Below are 18,325 nucleotides of genomic sequence, written 5' to 3' on the forward strand. Positions count from 1 at the left end.
CGATGACCGAACTGACCGAGATCGCCGACACTGCCGTCGAGCAGGTGCGCGCGTGGCTGGCCGAGCCCGGCTCCACGCAGACGGTCGGCGCCCGCCGCCTCGCCGAGCTGCTGCGCGAAGAGGGTGGTCTCGATTTCGCAGTGCGATTCGTCGACGGCGTGGCCCGGCCGCGCGATCTGTGGGTCGCCGCACGGAATCTGCGTCTGCTCGCGGGTCGTGTCCCCGAATCACTGCACGGCGGGTTGCGCACAGCGATCGGCCTCGGTGGTCAGCTCGGCCCGGCGTTCCCGTGGGTCGTGGTGCCGGCGGCGCGCGCCGCGCTGCGCCGCCTCGTCGGCCACCTCGTCATCGACAGCAGCCCGGCGCGGCTCGGGCCGGCCCTCGCGCGCCTGCGCGGGGCGAGCCAGGCGCCCGTCCGGCTCAACCTCAACCTGCTCGGCGAATCCGTGCTCGGAGAAGAGGAGGCGGGGAACCGGCTCGCAGGCATCCGTCAGCTGCTCGAGCGGCCCGACGTCGACTACGTGAGCGTCAAGCTCAGCAACGTGAGCAGCGAGCGGCAGTTGTGGTCATTCGACGAGACGGTCGCCCGGCTGACGCAGCGGCTGATCCCCCTTTACGAGGTCGCGGCGGGCAGCGGCGGAACATCGGTCGCGCGCGGGCGCACGAAGTTCATCAACCTCGACATGGAGGAGTACGGCGACCTCCACCTCACCGCCGCGGTGTTCCGGCGCCTGCTCTCGAATCCGCGACTCGCGCACCTCGAGGCCGGCATCGTGCTGCAGGCCTACCTGCCCGACACGCTCGACGTGCTGCAGAGCCTGACCGAGTGGGCGCAGCAGCGGTGCGCCGACGGCGGTGCGCCGATCAAGGTCCGCATCGTCAAGGGCGCGAACCTCGCGATGGAGCGCGTCGACGCCGAGCTGCACGGCTGGCCGCTCGCAACCTGGGGCAGCAAGCTCGACACCGATGTCAACTACAAGCGGCTGCTCGACTGGGCGCTGACCCCGGAGCACGCGCAGGCCGTGCGCATCGGCGTGGCGGGCCACAACCTGTTCGACGTTGCGTTCGCGTGGGAGCTCGCCGGGCGGCGCGGTGTGCGCGAGCTGATCGATTTCGAGATGCTCCTCGGCATGGCATCGGATGCGGTGGCGCGCACCGTCGGCGGCCTCACCCTCTACACGCCCGTCGTCGCCCCCGACCGCTTCGATGTCGCGATCTCGTACCTCGTGCGCCGCCTCGAGGAGAACGCGAGCCCCGAGAACTTCATGTCGGCGATGTTCGCGATCGATCCGGAGTCACCGGTCGGCGCCCCGCTGTTCGAGCGCGAGCGCGACCGTTTCCTCGACGCCGTGGATCGCTACGAGGCGCAACGGCTGCCGATGGGCGTCGCGCCGATGCCCAACCGCCAGCAAGACCGGGGCCGCGAGTGGCAGGACGAGAACGCGACCGCGCTCTTCCACCCGCGCGTGAATCCGGTCGATCCGGCCGGGCAGGCGGCGGGCGACGCGGGCCTCACGAGCGCCGTGCTGGGGCTGCCGCTCGGCACCTCGTGGACCCTCGCCGCCCCCGAGCCGTCCGAGGCGTTCGAGCCGGCGAAGCCGCCCGAGTGGCACGCGCGCGGCGATCGGCGCAGCTTCCGCAACACGTCGGACACCGATCCGTCGCTCCCGGCGAACCGCGCGTGGGCGCGGCGCATCCTGTCGCGGGCACCCGGCAGCGACCTCGGCATCGCCGCCACGGTCGCGGCGCGGGTCACCGAGCCGCGGAAGCTCAGGCAGTTGATCTCGCGCGTTCGCGCGGCGGGAGTGCGCTGGGGCACGGCGCCGGGCAGCGAACGTGCCGACGTGCTCGACTTCGCGGGTCTCGCCATCGCCGGCAACCGCGACCAGCTCATCGAGGTGATGGTCGCCGAGACGGGCAAGACGATCGCCGAGGCCGACGTCGAGGTCAGCGAGGCCGCCGACTTCGCCCACTATTACGCGGCGCTCGCGCGCGAGCTCGACACCGTGCAGGGCGCGCACTTCGTGCCGAGCGCGCTCACCGTCGTGGTTCCGCCGTGGAATTTCCCCGTGTCCATTCCGGCCGGCGGCGTCCTCGCCGCGCTCGCGGCGGGAAGCGGTGTCATCATCAAGCCCGCGCCGCAGGCCACGCGCTGCTCCGCTGTGCTCGTCGACGTGCTGCACCGCGCGGGGGTTCCGCGCGACGCGCTCGTGCTCGCCGACATCGGTGAGACGAGCGAGCCCGCGAGCACGGGTGACGCCGCGCCCGACGCAGCGCCCGATCCAGTGCCCGAGCCGCCGTCGACCCTCGCCCGTGACCTGATCAGCGACCCGCGCGTCGACCGGGTCGTGCTCACCGGTTCGCACGAGACGGCCGAGCTGTTCCGCTCGTGGCGCCCCGACCTCGCGCTCCTCGCCGAGACGAGCGGCAAGAACGCCATCATCGTGACGCCGAGCGCCGACCTCGATCTCGCCGTCGCGGACATCGTGCGAAGCGCATTCGGAAACGCGGGGCAGAAGTGCTCGGCGGCATCCCTCGTGATTCTCGTCGGCTCGGTCGCCGACGACGCGCGCTTCCGCCACCAGCTCATCGACGCGACTCGCAGCCTGCGCGTCGGCGCTCCGACCAACGGCTCGACCGACGTCGGGCCCCTCATCGAGCCGGCGTCCGGCAAGCTGGCGTGGGCGCTCACCGAGCTCGACGACGGCGAGGCGTGGCTCGTGCGCCCGAAACAGCTCGACGAGGAAGGGCGCCTGTGGTCGCCGGGCATCAAGACCGGCGTCGCGGCGGGCAGCCGCACCCATCGCACCGAGTTCTTCGGGCCGGTGCTCGGCATCATGCAGGCCCGCACCCTGACCGAGGCGATCGCGCTGCAGAACGCCGTCGACTTCGGTCTCACCGCCGGGCTGCATTCGCTCGACGCGCGCGAGATCGGGCAGTGGCTCGGGTCGGTCGAGGCGGGCAACCTGTACATCAACCGCCACATCACGGGCGCGATCGTGCAGCGTCAGCCGTTCGGTGGCTGGAAGCGATCGGCCGTCGGCCCGACCGTCAAGACCGGCGGTCCGAACACGCTGCTGCCGCTCGGCACCTGGCGCAGCGTCCGCGGGGAGCAGGGCAGCAGCCTGCACCTGCGCGGCCTGTCGCGTGACGTTCAACAGCTCATCGAGCTCGGCCAGAGCGCGATGTCGTTCGAGCAGTTCGACGTCGTGCGCCGCTCGGCCCTGTCGGACGCGATCGCGTATGCGACCGAGTACGGCCACGTGACGGATGCCGCGGGCCTCCAGGCGGAGCGCAACCTCCTGCGCTACCGCCCCGTGCCGGTCAGCATCCGTCTCGGGGCCGACGGCACCATCGCCGATCTGCTGCGGGTGCTCGCCGCAGCATCCGTTTCCCGTGCTCACGTCGACGTGACGAGCGCGATCGCGCCGCCCGAGGGCGTCGCGGCGTGGCTCGACGCGCACAACATGCCGCTCGTCATCGAAGACGACGAGACCTGGCTCGGTCGCCTCACCTTCACACCGACGGAACGCGTGGTCGGAACGGCCACCCTGCTGGGCGTCGTGACTCCCGCTGCGGTCGGAGCCGGTGTGCGGCGCATCCGTCTGATCGGCGGCAACGGCCTCGCGGTGGCGCGTGCGCTGCGCGGCGACCCCGACGTCGCGATCTACGACGCGCCCGTGACCGCGTCGGGCCGCGTCGAGCTGCTCCCGTTCTTCCGCGAGCAGTCGATCTCGATCACGAACCACCGCTACGGGGCCGTCACCGACCTCACCGACGGGGTCATCTGACCGACGGGGTCATCTCGCGGTACTGGCTGCGCACGCAGTTGCCTGTGGTGGCTGGGTGGCTCGTGCTGGCTGGGTAGCTTGTATTGACGAGGCGGCTCGCTCAGCCGAGCTGGGCGCGAATCGCCGCGAGGGCTGCGGCACGGGCCTCGTCTGCCGTCACCCCGAGGCCGGCCGCCCTGCGCGCGAACTCGGTCGCGGCATTCTGCAGCTGCTGCTGCACGACGTTGCCCTGGGCCGTGATGAAGCTGCCGCGCCGGCCGAAGGTCTCGACGATGCCGTCCTCTTCGAGCAGCCGGTAGGCGCGAGCCACCGTGTTCACCGCGATCCCGAGCTCGTCCGCGAGCCGGCGGACCGTCGGGAGCTTCGTGCCGGGCGCCGCGGTGCCGCCGCGCACCTGGTCGAGGATCTGCTGGCGCAGCTGCTCCGAGGCGGGTGCAGGGTTTGCCACGTCGATTCCCAGTTCCATATCAGCTTCCCCTCAATCGCCCGAGCTCGCCGTGGGGACCGACCGTGACGCCGAGCCGTGAACCGCCGCCGTCGGTGCGCCGATTTCCCAGGTCAATGACCATATCCAACCGCGCGGGAGCGCAGCCCGGCAAACCCGAAGCTCCGAATCCCCGGTGAATGAGACCGACAAGGCGACGCAATGCCGCTGCCTGGTGCAACGCGCAGGCACGGCGGCTTGACAACCGGGAAGCCCGTCCGGATGACCCGCATAGAGTTCCCCGCGGTCCCCGAAGACCGAACGGTTCCCGAAGACCGAATGGTTCCCGAAGACCGAACGGCCCCGAAGGTCGAAACCGTTTTTCTCCCCCCACTCCGCCGAACTCGAAAACGAAATGCGATCCACCCTGCCTCCCCGCCATGCCCACAGCTGGCTTCGCAGCCGTTCTGCACGCCTGCTCGCCGGCACCTCGCTTGCCCTGACCGGATGCCTCGTCGCCGCCGTCCCTGCCCAGGCGGCGGTCAAGTCCGCGGTGCCGTTGGGTCACGTCGTCCACTCGGCCGAGTCGGCGCACTCGGCGCAGTCAGCGCAAGCAGGCCAGTCAGCGCAGGCAGGCCGCTCCGCGGGGTCAGCGCAGTCCGCTGACGCGCCTGCCGCGACGGTCGGTGCGACGAGCGCGGTCAAGGATGTCCGCGCCGCCCGAGCCGCCGGCATCGTCGGCGTCGCCGTCAAGGCTCCTGCCGCTGACATGCAGACGCTCAACGTCGCCGCGACCGTTGCGGCGCCGAGCATCGTCAAGGACTCTTTCGCCGCGGTGCCGCCCACCGTGTCCCAGGTGCTGCACCGGGCCGCCCCCGCGGCATCGAACGCGACCGTGACGTCGACGTCGGCGGCGCTCGGTGCGGCCGCGGGCGATCGCGCAACGGTGGTCGCCGCGGCCCTCAGCTACCTCGGCGTGCCGTACGTGTTCGGTGGCGCGAGCCGCCTGGGCATCGACTGCTCCGGACTTGTCATGGATGCTTATGCAACGGTCGGCGTTCAGCTCGCGCACTACGTGCCGACCCAGGACGCCGCCGGCCACGAGATCACGCAGGCCGAGGCGCAGCCGGGCGACCTGATCGTGTTCGACAACGAGGAGCATGTCGCGATCTATCTCGGCAACGGAAAGCTCGTCGCCGCCCCCGCGCCGGGCCGTAGCGTCGAGATCGAGTCGCTCAGCGAGTGGTCCGGCGTGGCGTACCACTTCACGCGGGTGCTGCCCGACTGAGCTCTCCGACTGAGTTCCGCGTTGCGCGGTGCGCCAAAACTGGGAGGGTCCCGTGTAGGTCGCCCACTTGTTTTGATATGGTCGCTGAGTTGACCTCGATCGGCCGGTTCCGGGCACTGAAACGGGGTGGCCATCCGAACCGCGTGAGGAGCTTGAGCTGTGACAGATCAGAGGGTCGACGCGTCCCTTGACGCCTTCGATGCTCTGATCGTCGAACTCGCTGCAGCGGGCGAATACCCCGACGCGGAAGTCAGGGCGCTTCGTGCCCAGGCCGCGGTGCCGCAGACCCAAGAGATCCCGGTGCAGGGCGCCGGCCGCTGGGTCATGGCGCCGGAAGACGTGCCTGTCGTCGCCGAGCCCGTCGTGGCCGCCGAGTCCGCGCCGGAAGCTGTCATCCCGGCACAGCCGATGACGCGCCGTGAGGCCCGTGCCCTGCGCGAGGCTCAGGAACGCGCCGAAGCAGACCGGCTGCGTGCGGCCGAGGCGCAGCAGCGCGCGGAATCCCTCGCCGAGGCGCAGGTCGAAGAGCGCGTCGACGCCGAGAACGTGCGCCGCACGGAAGAGGCCATTCACTCGCACAGCGCCCGCCCCCTTGCCGAGCAGGTCGCGCCCGAGGCATCCGCTGAGGTCGACACCGCGAGTCTGCTCGCCGCTGCCGCGCCGAAGCCGCAGCGCCGCAGCGCGCGGCGCACCCTGCTCGCGACCGTCGGCGCATTCGCGATGGTCCCGGCCCTGTGGGTCGTTCCTCCCGCCACCGCAGGCACTGTGCCGGGCAGCCAGGTCGCAGACGGGCACGGGCACACAGCGCAGCAGATCCTCCAGGTCGGCTCCAACGTGACGTCGCCGACCATGCAGAACGTCGACTACATGGCGACCGCGATCGCCTCGATCGTCGCGCGAGAGGGCGGGGCATCCGCTCAGGTCGCAGCGCCCGCGATCGTCGACGCGATCTCGACGGGCGGCACGCGTGCCAAGATCGTCGAGGCGGCGCTCAGCTACATCGGCACGCCGTACGTCTTCGGCGGCTCGAGCCACACCGGCATCGACTGCTCGGGCCTCACCATGCAGGCCTACGCCGCTGTCGGCATTCAGATGGCGCACTACGTCCCCACGCAAGACGCGATGGGCACGCAGATCCCCCAGTCCGAGGCACAGGCCGGCGATCTCGTCGTCTTCAACAACGAAGACCACATCGGCATCTACCTCGGCGACGGCCAGGTGCTCGCCGCGCCCGAGCCGGGTCGTCGCGTCTCGATCGAGTCGGTCGACCTGTGGAAGCCGATCGGCATCCACTTCACGCGTATTCTGCCCGCCGGGAAGTGAGCGTGCGGCCTCAGGCCGCAGAAAAACGTCATGGCCCAGAAATAGGGCACACGCCCAACGCTCGGTAGCATCCGAACATGACCATGACCCCTGCAGCGCCGACGACGACCCTGGTGGAGGCCGGCGGCATCGAGGCGATCCCCGAGGACCGCCGCCACGGCTCACCCTGGCAGCTCTTCGCGACCTGGAGCTCGCCGAACCTCGAGTTCGCCACCGTCTACGTCGGCCTGATCGCCGTCGCCTACTTCGGGCTGAGTCTGCCCGCCGCGATCCTCGCAGTCGTGATCGGCAATGCGCTCGGGTCGCTCACGCAAGGCATCCTGTCGACGTGGGGGCCGCGCGAGGGTCTCGCTCAGCTGGTGCTGAGCCGCACCGCGTTCGGGACCCGCGGCAACATCCTGCCCGCGGCGATCAACACGGTCATGGCGGGTCTCGGCTGGTTTGCGACAAACTCGGCGAGCGGAACGCTCGCGCTCTCGGCTCTCACTGGCATGCCGGCGTGGCTGGCGCTCATCATCGTCGTGGTCGTGCAGGTCGGCCTCGCGTTCGTGGGGCACGACCTGGTGCAGCACTTCGAGCGCTACGCGGCGATCGTGCTCGGCATCATCTTCCTCCTCGCCGTGATCGTGATCCTCGCCCACGTGGGCGGCGGCCACGCCCCGAAGGGCGCGGGCTGGCCGTTCGGCGGCTTCACGCTCACCGTCTCGGCGGCGTTCGGCTATGCGGCGGGCTGGAACCCCTACGCGAGCGACTACACGCGCTACCAGAAGCGCGACGTCAACAAGCTGGTCCTCGGCTTCGCGGCCGGCCTCGGCAACTTCATCAGCTGCACCGTGCTCATGATCGCGGGCGCGGCCTCGGTCTACGTGCTGTTCCCCGGCAGCAACCCGACGGACAGCTTCGTGCACTCGCTTCCGACCTGGCTGCGGGACCTCACGCTGCTCGCGATCTGCGTCGGTGCGATCGCGGCGAACGCGCTGAACATCTATTCGGGTGCGATGTCGTTCCTCGCGGCGGGCATCAAGATCCCCTTCAGCCTGCGCCGCGCGATCATCGCGCTCGGCTTCGGTGTGATCGGATTCTTCATCGCCCTCGCCGCCGTCATCAACGCCAACTTCTCCGACTGGTACGAGAACTTCCTGCTCGTCATCGCGTACTGGATCGCGCCGTGGCTCGGAGTCGTCCTCGTCGACCGCTTCCTGCGTCGGGGTACGTCGATCGCCGCGCTTGTGCCCGACACCGCGAGGTATCGCAACTGGGCCGGCCCGATCGCGCTCGTCGCGGGCGGCGCGATCTCGATCTGGCTGTTCTCGAACCAGACGTTCTATGTGGGACCGGTGGCGAAGAGCACGGGTGTCGGCGACATCACGCCCTACGTCGGCTTCGTGCTGGCGGCGATCATCTACTGGGTGCTGTTCCGGGCGCTCCGAGTGCGGCTCGGCGGTCCGCTCAGCGATGAGCCCCAGCTGATCGTCGGGATCGACGCTGCGGACGAGATCGCCTGATCACGCGATCATGGGCGACGAAACGCGTTACGAGACGGATGCCGCGATGCTCGTCGTCGCCGCGGAAGAGGCGCGTGCGGGGCTCGCGGAAGGCGGCATCCCGATCGGTGCCGCCCTCTTCACCCGAGACGGCCGGTTGCTCGGCCGGGGCCACAACCGGCGGGTGCAGCACGATGATCCGTCGGTGCACGGCGAGACGGATGCCTTCCGCAACGCCGGCCGGCAGACGTCGTACCGTGACACCGTCATGGTCACGACCCTCTCGCCGTGCTGGTACTGCTCGGGGCTCGTCCGCCAGTTCGGGATCGGCCGCGTCGTCGTCGGTGACGACCGCTCGTTCCTCGGCGGCCAGGGATGGCTCGCCGAGAACGGCGTCGAGGTGACGGTCGTGAACGACCCGGACCTCATCGAGCTGATGAGCACCTGGATCGACGAGCACCCGGCCCTCTGGAACGAGGACATCGGCGAGGACTGACGCGTCGCGCTACAGTTGCGGGCCCGCGCGCCTCTGGCAGGCGTGGCGCGGGCCCGCAACTGCAGCGCAGCGCAGCGCTGCTCAGCGCTGCTTAGCGCACGGGGGAACTGAGCAGCACCTCGCCGGACGACGCGTCCCGGACCTGCAGGGTGCGCAGCTGCGAGACGGCCAGGTCGACGGCGCCCGAGGCGTGAATCGTCGCGCCCGGCCACGCGGACCACGAGGCCACCCGCGTGGCGGTGCCCGAGGCGTCGGTCACGTAGAGCGCGTAGCGGCCGGTCGAGTCCGCATACCCGGTCGAGCCTGCATCCCCTGCATCCCCTGCGTTCCCTGCATCCCCTGCGTCCCCCGCACCCACTGCATCACCCGCGGGGCCCGCCGACGATGGCGCGGAGTCGTACCGGCACGTCATCGTGAGTGCCGTGCCCCAGCGCTTCGCCGTGAGGTCGACGGTCGCGGAGAGCGGGCCGGGCTCCGCCTGCGCGAGCGCGACCGAGGCCGTGGGCCGAGGCGGCGCGTCGAGGCGCATCGGTATGACGACGGCGCCGGCGATCGCCGCGGCGGCGACCACAGCGGTTCCGGCGGTGAGCCACCGCCGGGCAAGCCGCCGGCGCCGCACCCGGTGCGCGAGGACCGCCAGCGTCTCGCCGCTCGCGCTCGCGCTCGACGGCGCAGGCACGGCCTGCGCGAGCGACGCCCGCCCGACCGGCATGACGCCGGAGCCGACAGCGGTCTCACCGGTCTTACCGGTCTCACCGGTTCTGCCGGTCACGGCGCGCGGAGCGGGGAGCCGCCCGAGCAGCGCCGGAATGCCGGCCAGCTCAGCGATCGACGCGCGACATTCGGGGCACCCCTCGAGGTGCTCCTCGAAGGTGCGCCGGTCTTCGGGCGACAGCGCCCCGAGCACATACGCGGCATCCCATTCGTGCAGCGATTCGGCGCTCATCGCGTCACCCCCTTCTCTTGAAGCGCGAGCCGTAGGGCGCGCAGTCCGTAGTGCAGCCGGCTCTTCACGGTGCCTTCCGGCACGCTGAGCTCGGCCGCCAGCTCGGCGGTCGACAGGCCGCCGTAGTATGCCCGCACGATGACCTCGCGATGGTCGGCGCTGAGGCCGGCGAGCGCGTCGCCGATGAGCCAGGCGTCAAGCATCCGTTCAGTCTCGTCCGCCACGACCGGCTCCGGCATCGATTCGGCCGCGGTCGGCGTCTCGTGTCGGCGCCGCGCGCTGCGTGCGTCGTCGATGACGAGGTTGCGGGCGACGGTGAAGAGCCAGGCCCGAGCGGATGCCTCTCGCTGATCGAGCACCGCCGGCTTGCGCCACGCGCGCAGCAGCGTCTCCTGCACGATGTCGTCGGCCTGCGCGGCGTCGCTCGTGAGCGACATGACGTACCGCCACAGCGGGCGCGCGTGCTCGTCGTGCAGTGCGCGCAGCAGTGCATCGTCGCTGGTGGATCCTCTCGGCATCGCCGCACCTCCTCACCACAGAACACGAGATGCATGGGGCTCTGGTTCAGGGCATCCGCCGAAAGCCGCGAGCTTCACGTCGTGTCGCGTCATGCCGTGACGTTTCACAGACGTGACGCATCATGCCGTGACGCTTCACAGACGTGACGCTTCACAGAATGGACCTCAACAGCGTCGATATGGTGCGGTCATCGTGAACTTCGACACCTTCGCCGGGCTGCCCCTGCACATTCTGCTCGTCCATGTGATGGTGGTGGGCGGCCCGCTGACGGCGCTCGCCGTGCTGCTGCACGCATTCTGGCCCGAGGCGCGCCGCCGCCTCGGCATCGTCACGCCGATCGCGGGGCTCGTCATCCTGGTGCTGACTCCGATCACGGTCAGCGCGGGGGAGTACCTTCAGGCCGTCCTCGGCACGACCCCCGCGATCGCGCTGCACGTCGAGCGCGGCCTCACCCTGCAGCCATGGTCGATCGCGCTGTTCGCGGTCGCGCTCGCCGAGTGGGCATGGTGGCGGGTGGCGCTCGGGCCTGCGTTCGGCCCGCGGCTGACGCCGGTGGTGCGGTGGGGCGGCACGACGATCATCTGGGTGGCCGCGGCCGTCATCGCGATCGGATTCCTGATCGACATCGTCTTGATCGGCGACAGCGGCGCCCGCGCGGTCTGGGGCAGCACACTGCACTGAGCGGGTGGGGACTGCGGCGGCAGTCGCCGCTCGCGTCAGGTGCGGAAGACCACGTTCTCCGGCGGCTCGCCGGCGAGCAGATGGTCGATCTGGCGGCGCAGCAGGCGTGCCATGCGAGGTTCCATCGCGGATGCCGCACCGCCGACGTGCGGGCTGATGATCACGCCCGGGGCGGTCCACAGCGGGTGGTCGGCCGGCAGCGGCTCGGGGTCGGTCACGTCGAGTCCGAAGCGCAGCCGCCCCGCCTCGGCGAGAACCGCCGACGTGTCGAGCACCGGCCCGCGCGCCACGTTGACCACCACGGCGTCGTCGGGCAGCAGCGCGAGCTCGGCCGCGCCGATGAGTCCGCGGGTGGCGTCGGTGAGGGGGGTGCCGATGACGACGACCTCGGCCCGGGGCAGGAGCTCGCTGAGCTCGTCGATGCCGTGCACCTCGCCCGAGGCATCCGTTCGTGCCCGTGAGGCAACGCGGATCACGCGCGCCACCTCGAACCCTGCCAGGCGCTGTTCGACCGCTTTGCCGACGCCGCCGTATCCGAGGATCAGGACCGTGCGGTCGGCGAGAGCCGGTCGCCGGCCGCCGCGCCACTCGCCGTGCTCGGCCTGCCGGACGAAGTCGTCGATCCCGCGCTGCGACGCGAGCAGGAGCGCGAGCGCGAGCTCGGCCGTCGCGGTCTCGTGCACGCTCGAGGCGTTGGCATAGACGAGCCCGGCGGGCAGCGCGTCGCGCACGCCGTCGTAGCCGATCGACTGCGACTGGACCAGGCCGATGGAGACGCCGTCGAGCCGGCTCCATTGCGCACGACCCTGATACGGCGGCACGAGGATGTCGATGTGGGGCACGGGAGGCGGCCCGTCGACCCCCCACGTGACGAACGTCACACGGTCGTCGCCGAGCGGGGGGAGATGCTCCGCGAGCGCGGCAGTGAGCCTGTCGTCGGGCAGGCTGACGATAATCCGGTCAGGCATGGCGTCAGCCTATCGAAACGATTCGACTCGTGACGTCCCCGCCTGCGCCTGCGATCGCCCCGGCCTGCGCCTGTGGGTCGGCACCCGGTCATGACCGCGATACACAGCGCACTCGCGACGGAAACGCCGCCGCAACACGCCGTTCCTAGATTCGGCTCATGGCAGATCTGTTCGCCGGTTACGGCGCAACGCTCGCACCGGGGCGGCGTCCCGCCTTCGATGAGATGTTCGCGGGGCCGGCGGAGGACGGGCACGTTCGCGCCCGCGAGCCGTACCGCCTCTTGCACGCCGCGCTCAGCAGGATGACGCAGGAAGAGCTGCGTGGGCGCGCCGATGCCCTGGCGAACTCGTACCTCGCCCAGGGCGTCACGTTCGACTTCGCGGGCGAAGAGCGGCCGTTCCCGCTCGACGCCGTGCCGCGCGTCATCCCCGAGAAGGAATGGCGCGACGTCGAGGCCGGGGTGCGGCAGCGCGTGCGGGCGCTGGAAGCGCTGCTCGCCGACGTGTACGGCCGGCAGGATGCGGTGCGCGACGGCGTGCTGCCCGCGTCGCTCATTGCGACGTCGGCCCACTTCTACCGGCAGGCCGCGGGCATCGAGAGCGCGAACGGTGTGCGGGTGCAGGTCTCCGGCATCGATCTGATCCGCGACGAGAAGGGCGCGTGGCGCGTCCTCGAGGACAACGTGCGCGTGCCGTCGGGCGTCTCGTACATCGTCTCGAACCGTCGGGTCATGGCGCAGACGCTTCCCGAGCTGTTCGCGTCGATGCCGGTGCGGCCGGTCGGCGACTACCCGCATCGCCTGCTCGAGGCGCTGCGCGCGTCCGCGCCGGCGGGCGTCGACGACCCGGTGGTGGTCGTCCTCACGCCGGGCGTGTTCAACTCGGCCTATTTCGAGCACACGCTGCTCGCGCGGCTGATGGGCGTCGAGCTCGTCGAGGGCCGTGACCTGTACGTGAGCGGCGGCCACGTGTGGATGCGCGCGACCGCGGGCCCCACCCGCGTCGACGTGATCTACCGCCGCATCGATGACGAGTTCCTCGATCCGCTGCAGTTCCGCGCCGACTCGGTGCTCGGTACCCCGGGGCTGCTCATGGCGGCGCGCCTCGGAAACGTCACGATCGCGAACGCGGTCGGCAACGGCGTCGCCGACGACAAGCTCGCCTACACCTACCTGCCCGACCTGATCCGCTACTACCTCAGTGAGGAGCCGATCATTCCGAACGTGGACACCTGGCGGCTCGAAGACCCCGGTGCGCTCGAAGAGGTGCTGGACCGACTCGACGAGCTTGTCGTGAAGCCCGTCGACGGATCGGGCGGCAAGGGTCTCGTGGTCGGGCCCGCCGCGTCGCGCGCGGAGCTCGACACCCTGCGGCAGAAGCTCATCGCCGACCCGCGCGGCTGGATCGCCCAGCCGGTCGTGCAGCTCTCCACGATCCCGACGCTCACGGAAGACGGCATGCAGCCGCGGCACACCGACCTGCGCCCCTTCGCCGTGAACTCGGGCAACGACATCTGGGTGCTTCCGGGCGGACTCACGCGGGTCGCACTCCCCGCGGGTCAGCTCGTCGTGAACTCCTCGCAGGGCGGCGGATCGAAGGACACCTGGGTGCTCGGCCGCGGCAAGGCGCCGACCACCGACGCGCACGACATCTCGGCCATCACCGCAGCACAGGCGGCGCCGCTCGACGACGGCACGGCGCGACCTCCGGGTCTCGGCGACGCAGCCCACGCAACGCCGCTGCTTCCGCCCCAGGCGGCGCCCGAGGATCAAGCTGACGGATCGGCGCGCCAGCAGCAGCAACAACAGCAGCAGGCCCAGCGCCAGCAGGCCCAGCGCCAGCAGCAATCGCAGCGCCAGCAGGAGGTGGTGCAGCGTGCTGTCTCGGATCGCTGAGTCACTGTTCTGGATCGGCCGCTACCTCGAGCGCGCCGACGGCACGGCGCGCATTCTCGACGTGCAGCTCCAGCTGCTTCTCGAGGACCCCTGGGTCGACGAGGACACCGCCTGCCGTGCGCTGCTCGGCGTCATGGGCTCCGTGCCGCCGCCCGGTGCGCCGATCGACCGTGACGCCGTGCTCAGCATGCTCGCGGCCAACCGGCAGCATCCGGCATCCATCGCGTATTGCCTCTACGCCGCGCGCGAGAACGCGCGACGGGCCCGCGAGATCGTGTCGAGCGAGCTGTGGGAGTGCCTCAACACGACGACGCGCCGCATGCCGAAGCAGATCGCGAACGAGCGGGCGCACGACTTCTTCCACTGGGTTCGCGAGCGGACGGCGCTCGCCGTGGGTACCAACGAGACCGTCATGAGCCGCGACGACGCATATCACTTCTTCACGCTCGGGCTCGCGCTCGAGCGCGCGGACATGACGGCGCGGCTGCTCGCGACACGGGCCCTGACGGATGTCTCCGGCCCGAGCTGGACAACGATCCTGCGCTCCTGCGGCGCCTACGAGCCGTACCTGCGCACGTACCGCGGCGCATCGTCGCTGCGCAACGCGGCGGAGTTCCTGCTCATCGACCGGGTCTTCCCCCGCTCGGTGCTGTTCTCGATCAGCCAGGCGGCCGACAGCCTCGCGGCCCTCGAGCCCCGCCACAACCGTCTCGGCGCCGGCGACCCGGCGTCACGGGTGCTCGGCCAGGCGATCGCGAGCCTCGAATACCGCCCGATGCCCGAGATCCTCGCCGACCTGCCGGGCGCGATGGGCGGAATCCAACGGGCGACCGGCGCGGCGAGCGCCGCGATCACGCAGCGCTACTTCCCGTCGCAGGTCGTGCCGACCTGGGCGGGCGACCGGGTCTGAGCAGCGGAAGGCGTACAGCGCAGATGAAACGAATCAGGGTCACCCACACGACCGGCTTCCGCTACGAGGGCGACGCGAACACCTCCTACAACGAGGCACGGATGCTTCCGGCCACGCGTCCCGGCCAGTTCGTCCTCTCGGCGCACCTCGAGACGCACCCGAATGCGCCCCAGTACGCGTACACGGATTACTGGGGCACGCACGTCACGACCTTCGAGGTGCTCTCGCCGCATCGCGAGCTCGTGCTCTCGGCGTCGAGTCTCGTCGAGCTCGTCGAGCAGCCGCACGAGGAGTGCGAGGTCACGTGGGATGAACTGCGCGAGCTCAGCCGATCGAGCGTCGCGGTCGTCGAGCAGTTGCGGCAGAGCATCCGTACCGAGCCGTCCGACGAGCTCGCAGAACTCGCCCGCTCGATCGCCGACGCGGCGGACGGCCCGTGCGACACCGCCGAGGCGATCTGCCGCCGGGTCGGCGAGGAGGTCGAGTACGTGACCGGCGCGACCGCCGTCGACGGCACGGCGCGCGACGCGTGGGCCAAGCGCAGCGGGGTGTGCCAGGACATCGCGCACATCGCCATCGGCGCACTCAGGTCGGTCGGGATTCCCGCGCGGTACGTCTCGGGCTACCTGCACCCGAAGCCGGACGCTCCGATGGGCGAGACGGTGGTCGGCGAGTCCCACGCGTGGGTCGAGTGGTTCTGCGGTTCGTGGCGAGGCTACGACCCGACGAATCTGATTCCGGCCGGCGATCGCCACGTGTACGTCGGACACGGCCGCGACTACGACGACATCGCGCCGGTTCGCGGGGTGTACGCCGGGGCCGGGACCCGCGACGCGTTCGTCACGGTCGAGATCACGCGCGAGGCGTAGCGGGTCGCAGGTTGCGGGTCGCGGCCTGCTGGTCGCGGGGCTGCGAGTCGCGGTCCGGTTCAGGCCGCGGCGACCTCGGGACGTGCGGCTTCCGGCTCCTCCATGATGAACGCGGGGCGCCCACGCAGTACCCGGAGTCGCAGGCCGCGGTACCGCACGAGGTAGTACACGCCCACGCCGCCGGCGACGATGCCCGAGGCGGCGCCGACGCCGAGCCCCCAGCGCGGCCCCATCGCGTCGGCGACCCAGCCCACGATCGGGGCGCCGATGGGCGTGCCGCCCATGAAGATCGCCATGTAGAGCGCCATCACCCGGCCGCGCACAGCAGGGTCGGCGGCGAGCTGAACGGTTCCGTTCGCGGTCGTCATGAGGGTCTGCGAGAAGAGTCCGATGATCGCGAGGGCGGCGCCGAAGAGCCAGAAGTTCGGCATGATCGCGGCGATGAAGCATCCCACGCCGAACATCAGCGCCCCCGCGAACAGCAGCGAGACGCGCGGTTTCTCGCGCCGCGCCGACAGCAGTGCGCCGATCACCGAGCCGACCGCCATGATCGAGGACAGCACCCCGAACTGCCCGGCACCCTTTCCGAACACCGTCGACGCCATCGTCGACGTGAAGATCGGGAAGTTGAGCCCGAAGGTTCCGATGAGGAACACCATGATGAAGATGACGACGATGTCGGGGCGGTGCCGCACGTAGCGGATGCCTTCGATGAGGCCCGTGCGCTTCGTCGAGCGGATCTGCGGGTTCAGCTGGTCGCGCCGCATCAGCTGCAGCGAGATGAGCACCGCGGCGAAGGTGATCGCGTTGATGAGGAACACCCACCCGGCTCCGACGACCGCCGTGAGCAGACCCGCGACGGCCGGCCCGATGGTGCGCGCGGCGTTGAACGACGCCGAGTTGAGGGCGACCGCGTTGGAGAGGTTCTGCTTGTCGACGAGCTCGCCGACGAAGGTCTGCCGCGCCGGGGCGTCGAACGCGGCGACGATGCCGAGCAGCAGCGCGAACACGTAGACGTGCCAGAGCTGCACGACGCCGGTGACGGTCATGATGCCGAGGCCGGCGCCGAGCAGGCCCATGGCCGCCTGGGTGCCCATGAGCAGTTTCCGCCGGTCGAAGTGGTCTGTCGCCCACCCGGTCACCGGCAGCAGCACGATCTGCGGGCCGAACTGCAGCGCCATCGTCACGCCGACGGCGGTCGCGTTGTTGTGGGTCAGCTCGGTGAGGACGATCCAGTCCTGCGCGGTGCGCTGCATCCAGGTGCCGACGTTCGAGACGAGCGCGCCGACGAACCAGATGCGGTAGTTGATCCCCGCGAGGGACCGGAACATGTTTTTCAAATCACAGCTGCTTTCACGACTCCGCTCACGAGTCGGCGAGGTCTTTCATGATTACGGATGCTTGGCGCAGCGTCTCGCGCTGCTCGGGGCTCAGGTCACGGGTGCGCTTGTGCAGCCAGTGCTCCCGGCGCCGGCGGGTCTCGGTGACGAACGATGCGCCGGCCGGGGTGACGCGCACGACGACCTTGCGCCCGTCGTCGGGCGAGCCCTCGCGGGCGACGTAGCCGCCCGCGACCAGAGCGTTCACGCGCCGGTTCATCGACGGCGGCGTCACGCGCTCGGCCTCGGCGAGCTCGCCCACCGTGTGCGGCCCCTCGCGGAACAGCTGGGCCAGCACGCTGAACTGGCCGTCGGAGATGTCGTCGCTCGCCTTCTCGGCCCGGATGCGACGATTGAGGCGCCCGACTGCGATGCGCAGCTGGGCGTCGAGGTCGAGCTCTTCGGTCACCCTTCGATGATACTACTTAGCCTTCGCTAATTAGCTGAACGCAACTAACCACTGTGAGGCGCAATTCTTCGCCAGGATGAGCCTGTGCCGACTTTCACCGACGACTACGGCGTCGTGGTCACCTACTACGAGTTCCCGGTCCGCGACCCCCGGGCCGTCGTGCAGCTCGCGCACGGCATCGGCGAGCACGCGGCTCGCTACGCCCACGTCGCGCGGGCGCTCAACGACGCGGGTTACGCGGTCTTCGCCGACGACCATCGCGGTCACGGCGCCACCGGGCTCGCGCAGTGGGGCGAGGACGCCAAGCTGCTCGGCAAGCTCGGCCCCGGCGGCCTGCGTGCCACGATCGAAGACCTGAGGCACCTGGAGCGGCTGATCCGCGAGCAGCACCCGGGCGTGCCCGTGGTGCTGCTCGGCCACAGCTGGGGCTCGCTCATGGCGCAGCGGCTCATCAACGAGCACGCCGCCGACTACGACGGCGTCGTGCTCACCGGAACGGCGTATCGCGTGATCGGCTCGATGCGCGCGGGCAACCTCAACGCTCATCACAAGCACCTCGGCACGACGGGCCGGGAGTGGCTGTCTCGCGACCTCGCCGTGCAGACCGGATTCAACGACGACCCGCTGACCTTCGACGCCGATGTGCTCGGCAAGTTCGGGCTGATGGACGCCCTGCGGCTGCTCGGCCGCCCTGCGCGCAATCTCGAGCGCGACGTGCCGCTGCTCATCATGGCCGGATCGGACGATTCGCTCGGCGGCGAGAAATCCGTCGTCAAGCTCGCGAACGCCTACCGCGCGCGCAGCGGGCTGTCCGACGTGACCGTGCATGTCTATACGGATGCCCGGCACGAGCTGTTCAACGAGACGAACAGGGACGAGGTGCTCGCCGACCTCGTCACGTGGTTGCGCAAACGTTTCAGTTGAGTGACTCGATCGCTTGACT

16 protein-coding genes are annotated in these 18,325 nt (G+C 70.5%); 10 read left to right on the plus strand and 6 right to left on the minus strand.

Annotation, left to right across the window (positions count from 1 at the left end; genetic code table 11):
* The first annotated feature begins 2 nt into the window (after nt 1–2).
* Complete coding sequence (locus tag ACFOYW_RS12145) at nt 3–3,791, plus strand: bifunctional proline dehydrogenase/L-glutamate gamma-semialdehyde dehydrogenase (protein WP_390229187.1); 3,789 nt, start codon at nt 3–5, stop codon at nt 3,789–3,791.
* Nucleotides 3,792–3,891: 100 nt separating this feature from the next.
* Here ACFOYW_RS12145 and ACFOYW_RS12150 read toward each other — a convergent pair whose 3' ends face one another.
* Nucleotides 3,892–4,257, minus strand: coding sequence for a GntR family transcriptional regulator (locus ACFOYW_RS12150; protein WP_390229188.1), 366 nt, complete (start codon nt 4,255–4,257; stop codon nt 3,892–3,894).
* 373 nt (nt 4,258–4,630) lie between these two features.
* On the opposite strand from ACFOYW_RS12150, the gene ACFOYW_RS12155 reads away from it, so the two are divergent.
* From ACFOYW_RS12155 to ACFOYW_RS12170, 4 genes are all read left to right on the plus strand, one after another.
* Nucleotides 4,631–5,503 (plus strand): C40 family peptidase, encoded by an 873-nt coding sequence (locus ACFOYW_RS12155; protein WP_390229189.1) that lies wholly within the window; start codon nt 4,631–4,633, stop codon nt 5,501–5,503.
* Nucleotides 5,504–5,662: 159 nt separating this feature from the next.
* Nucleotides 5,663–6,826, plus strand: a complete 1,164-nt coding sequence (locus ACFOYW_RS12160) for a C40 family peptidase (protein WP_390229190.1) — start codon at nt 5,663–5,665, stop codon at nt 6,824–6,826.
* Between the two features lie 77 nt (nt 6,827–6,903).
* Nucleotides 6,904–8,331, plus strand: a complete 1,428-nt coding sequence (locus ACFOYW_RS12165) for a purine-cytosine permease family protein (RefSeq protein WP_390229191.1) — start codon at nt 6,904–6,906, stop codon at nt 8,329–8,331.
* Nucleotides 8,332–8,341: 10 nt separating this feature from the next.
* Nucleotides 8,342–8,806: a nucleoside deaminase gene (locus tag ACFOYW_RS12170; protein ID WP_390229192.1), complete on the plus strand. Its 465-nt coding sequence runs from the start codon at nt 8,342–8,344 to the stop codon at nt 8,804–8,806.
* A 91-nt stretch (nt 8,807–8,897) separates the two neighbouring features.
* Here ACFOYW_RS12170 and ACFOYW_RS12175 read toward each other — a convergent pair whose 3' ends face one another.
* Together ACFOYW_RS12175 and ACFOYW_RS12180 are read right to left on the minus strand one after the other, a co-directional pair.
* Entirely contained in the window at nt 8,898–9,752 is an 855-nt protein-coding gene (locus ACFOYW_RS12175) for an anti-sigma factor family protein (RefSeq protein WP_390229193.1), read from the minus strand.
* Nucleotides 9,749–10,270 carry a sigma-70 family RNA polymerase sigma factor gene (locus ACFOYW_RS12180; protein ID WP_390229194.1) on the minus strand — a complete coding sequence of 174 codons (522 nt, stop codon included), beginning with the start codon at nt 10,268–10,270 and terminating at the stop codon, nt 9,749–9,751. Before ACFOYW_RS12180 ends, ACFOYW_RS12175 begins: the two co-directional genes overlap by 4 nt.
* A gap of 193 nt (nt 10,271–10,463) precedes the next feature.
* On the opposite strand from ACFOYW_RS12180, the gene ACFOYW_RS12185 reads away from it, so the two are divergent.
* Nucleotides 10,464–10,952, plus strand: coding sequence for a hypothetical protein (locus tag ACFOYW_RS12185; protein WP_390229195.1), 489 nt, complete (start codon nt 10,464–10,466; stop codon nt 10,950–10,952).
* 35 nt (nt 10,953–10,987) lie between these two features.
* Here the strand turns inward: ACFOYW_RS12185 and ACFOYW_RS12190 are convergent, their stop codons facing one another.
* Nucleotides 10,988–11,920: a 2-hydroxyacid dehydrogenase gene (locus ACFOYW_RS12190; RefSeq protein WP_390229196.1), complete on the minus strand. Its 933-nt coding sequence runs from the start codon at nt 11,918–11,920 to the stop codon at nt 10,988–10,990.
* 158 nt (nt 11,921–12,078) lie between these two features.
* Between ACFOYW_RS12190 and ACFOYW_RS12195 the strand changes: the two genes are divergently transcribed.
* The 3 genes from ACFOYW_RS12195 to ACFOYW_RS12205 are packed head-to-tail and all read left to right on the plus strand — an operon-like array spanning nt 12,079 to nt 15,594.
* The gene (locus ACFOYW_RS12195; protein WP_390229197.1) at nt 12,079–13,815 is read left to right on the plus strand and encodes a circularly permuted type 2 ATP-grasp protein; all 1,737 of its coding nucleotides are present in this window, start codon (nt 12,079–12,081) and stop codon (nt 13,813–13,815) included.
* Nucleotides 13,796–14,725 (plus strand): alpha-E domain-containing protein, encoded by a 930-nt coding sequence (locus tag ACFOYW_RS12200; RefSeq protein WP_390229199.1) that lies wholly within the window; start codon nt 13,796–13,798, stop codon nt 14,723–14,725. The genes ACFOYW_RS12195 and ACFOYW_RS12200 overlap by 20 nt, the downstream gene beginning before the upstream one ends.
* Before the next feature lie 23 nt (nt 14,726–14,748).
* Nucleotides 14,749–15,594, plus strand: coding sequence for a transglutaminase family protein (locus ACFOYW_RS12205; RefSeq protein ID WP_390229201.1), 846 nt, complete (start codon nt 14,749–14,751; stop codon nt 15,592–15,594).
* Between the two features lie 59 nt (nt 15,595–15,653).
* Here the strand turns inward: ACFOYW_RS12205 and ACFOYW_RS12210 are convergent, their stop codons facing one another.
* Both ACFOYW_RS12210 and ACFOYW_RS12215 read right to left on the minus strand, forming a co-directional pair.
* Nucleotides 15,654–16,925, minus strand: coding sequence for an MFS transporter (locus ACFOYW_RS12210; RefSeq protein ID WP_390229203.1), 1,272 nt, complete (start codon nt 16,923–16,925; stop codon nt 15,654–15,656).
* Between the two features lie 34 nt (nt 16,926–16,959).
* Nucleotides 16,960–17,382 carry a MarR family winged helix-turn-helix transcriptional regulator gene (locus ACFOYW_RS12215; protein ID WP_390229205.1) on the minus strand — a complete coding sequence of 141 codons (423 nt, stop codon included), beginning with the start codon at nt 17,380–17,382 and terminating at the stop codon, nt 16,960–16,962.
* An 84-nt stretch (nt 17,383–17,466) separates the two neighbouring features.
* On the opposite strand from ACFOYW_RS12215, the gene ACFOYW_RS12220 reads away from it, so the two are divergent.
* Nucleotides 17,467–18,306, plus strand: coding sequence for an alpha/beta hydrolase (locus tag ACFOYW_RS12220; RefSeq protein WP_390229207.1), 840 nt, complete (start codon nt 17,467–17,469; stop codon nt 18,304–18,306).
* The last annotated feature ends 19 nt before the right edge of the window (nt 18,307–18,325 follow it).

Origin of the sequence: Gryllotalpicola reticulitermitis (genome assembly GCF_042651345.1) — a bacterium.
In the GTDB taxonomy this organism is placed as follows: Bacteria; Actinomycetota; Actinomycetes; order Actinomycetales; family Microbacteriaceae; genus Gryllotalpicola; species Gryllotalpicola reticulitermitis.

Coding starts and splice junctions, on each gene's coding strand:
- ACFOYW_RS12145 (WP_390229187.1), top strand. CDS start 3: ATGACCGAACTGACCGAGATCGCCGACACTGCCGTCGAGCAGGTGCGC.
- ACFOYW_RS12150 (WP_390229188.1), bottom strand. CDS start 4,257: ATGGAACTGGGAATCGACGTGGCAAACCCTGCACCCGCCTCGGAGCAG.
- ACFOYW_RS12155 (WP_390229189.1), top strand. CDS start 4,631: ATGCGATCCACCCTGCCTCCCCGCCATGCCCACAGCTGGCTTCGCAGC.
- ACFOYW_RS12165 (WP_390229191.1), top strand. CDS start 6,904: ATGACCATGACCCCTGCAGCGCCGACGACGACCCTGGTGGAGGCCGGC.
- ACFOYW_RS12170 (WP_390229192.1), top strand. CDS start 8,342: ATGGGCGACGAAACGCGTTACGAGACGGATGCCGCGATGCTCGTCGTC.
- ACFOYW_RS12175 (WP_390229193.1), bottom strand. CDS start 9,752: ATGAGCGCCGAATCGCTGCACGAATGGGATGCCGCGTATGTGCTCGGG.
- ACFOYW_RS12180 (WP_390229194.1), bottom strand. CDS start 10,270: ATGCCGAGAGGATCCACCAGCGACGATGCACTGCTGCGCGCACTGCAC.
- ACFOYW_RS12190 (WP_390229196.1), bottom strand. CDS start 11,920: ATGCCTGACCGGATTATCGTCAGCCTGCCCGACGACAGGCTCACTGCC.
- ACFOYW_RS12195 (WP_390229197.1), top strand. CDS start 12,079: ATGGCAGATCTGTTCGCCGGTTACGGCGCAACGCTCGCACCGGGGCGG.
- ACFOYW_RS12205 (WP_390229201.1), top strand. CDS start 14,749: ATGAAACGAATCAGGGTCACCCACACGACCGGCTTCCGCTACGAGGGC.
- ACFOYW_RS12210 (WP_390229203.1), bottom strand. CDS start 16,925: ATGTTCCGGTCCCTCGCGGGGATCAACTACCGCATCTGGTTCGTCGGC.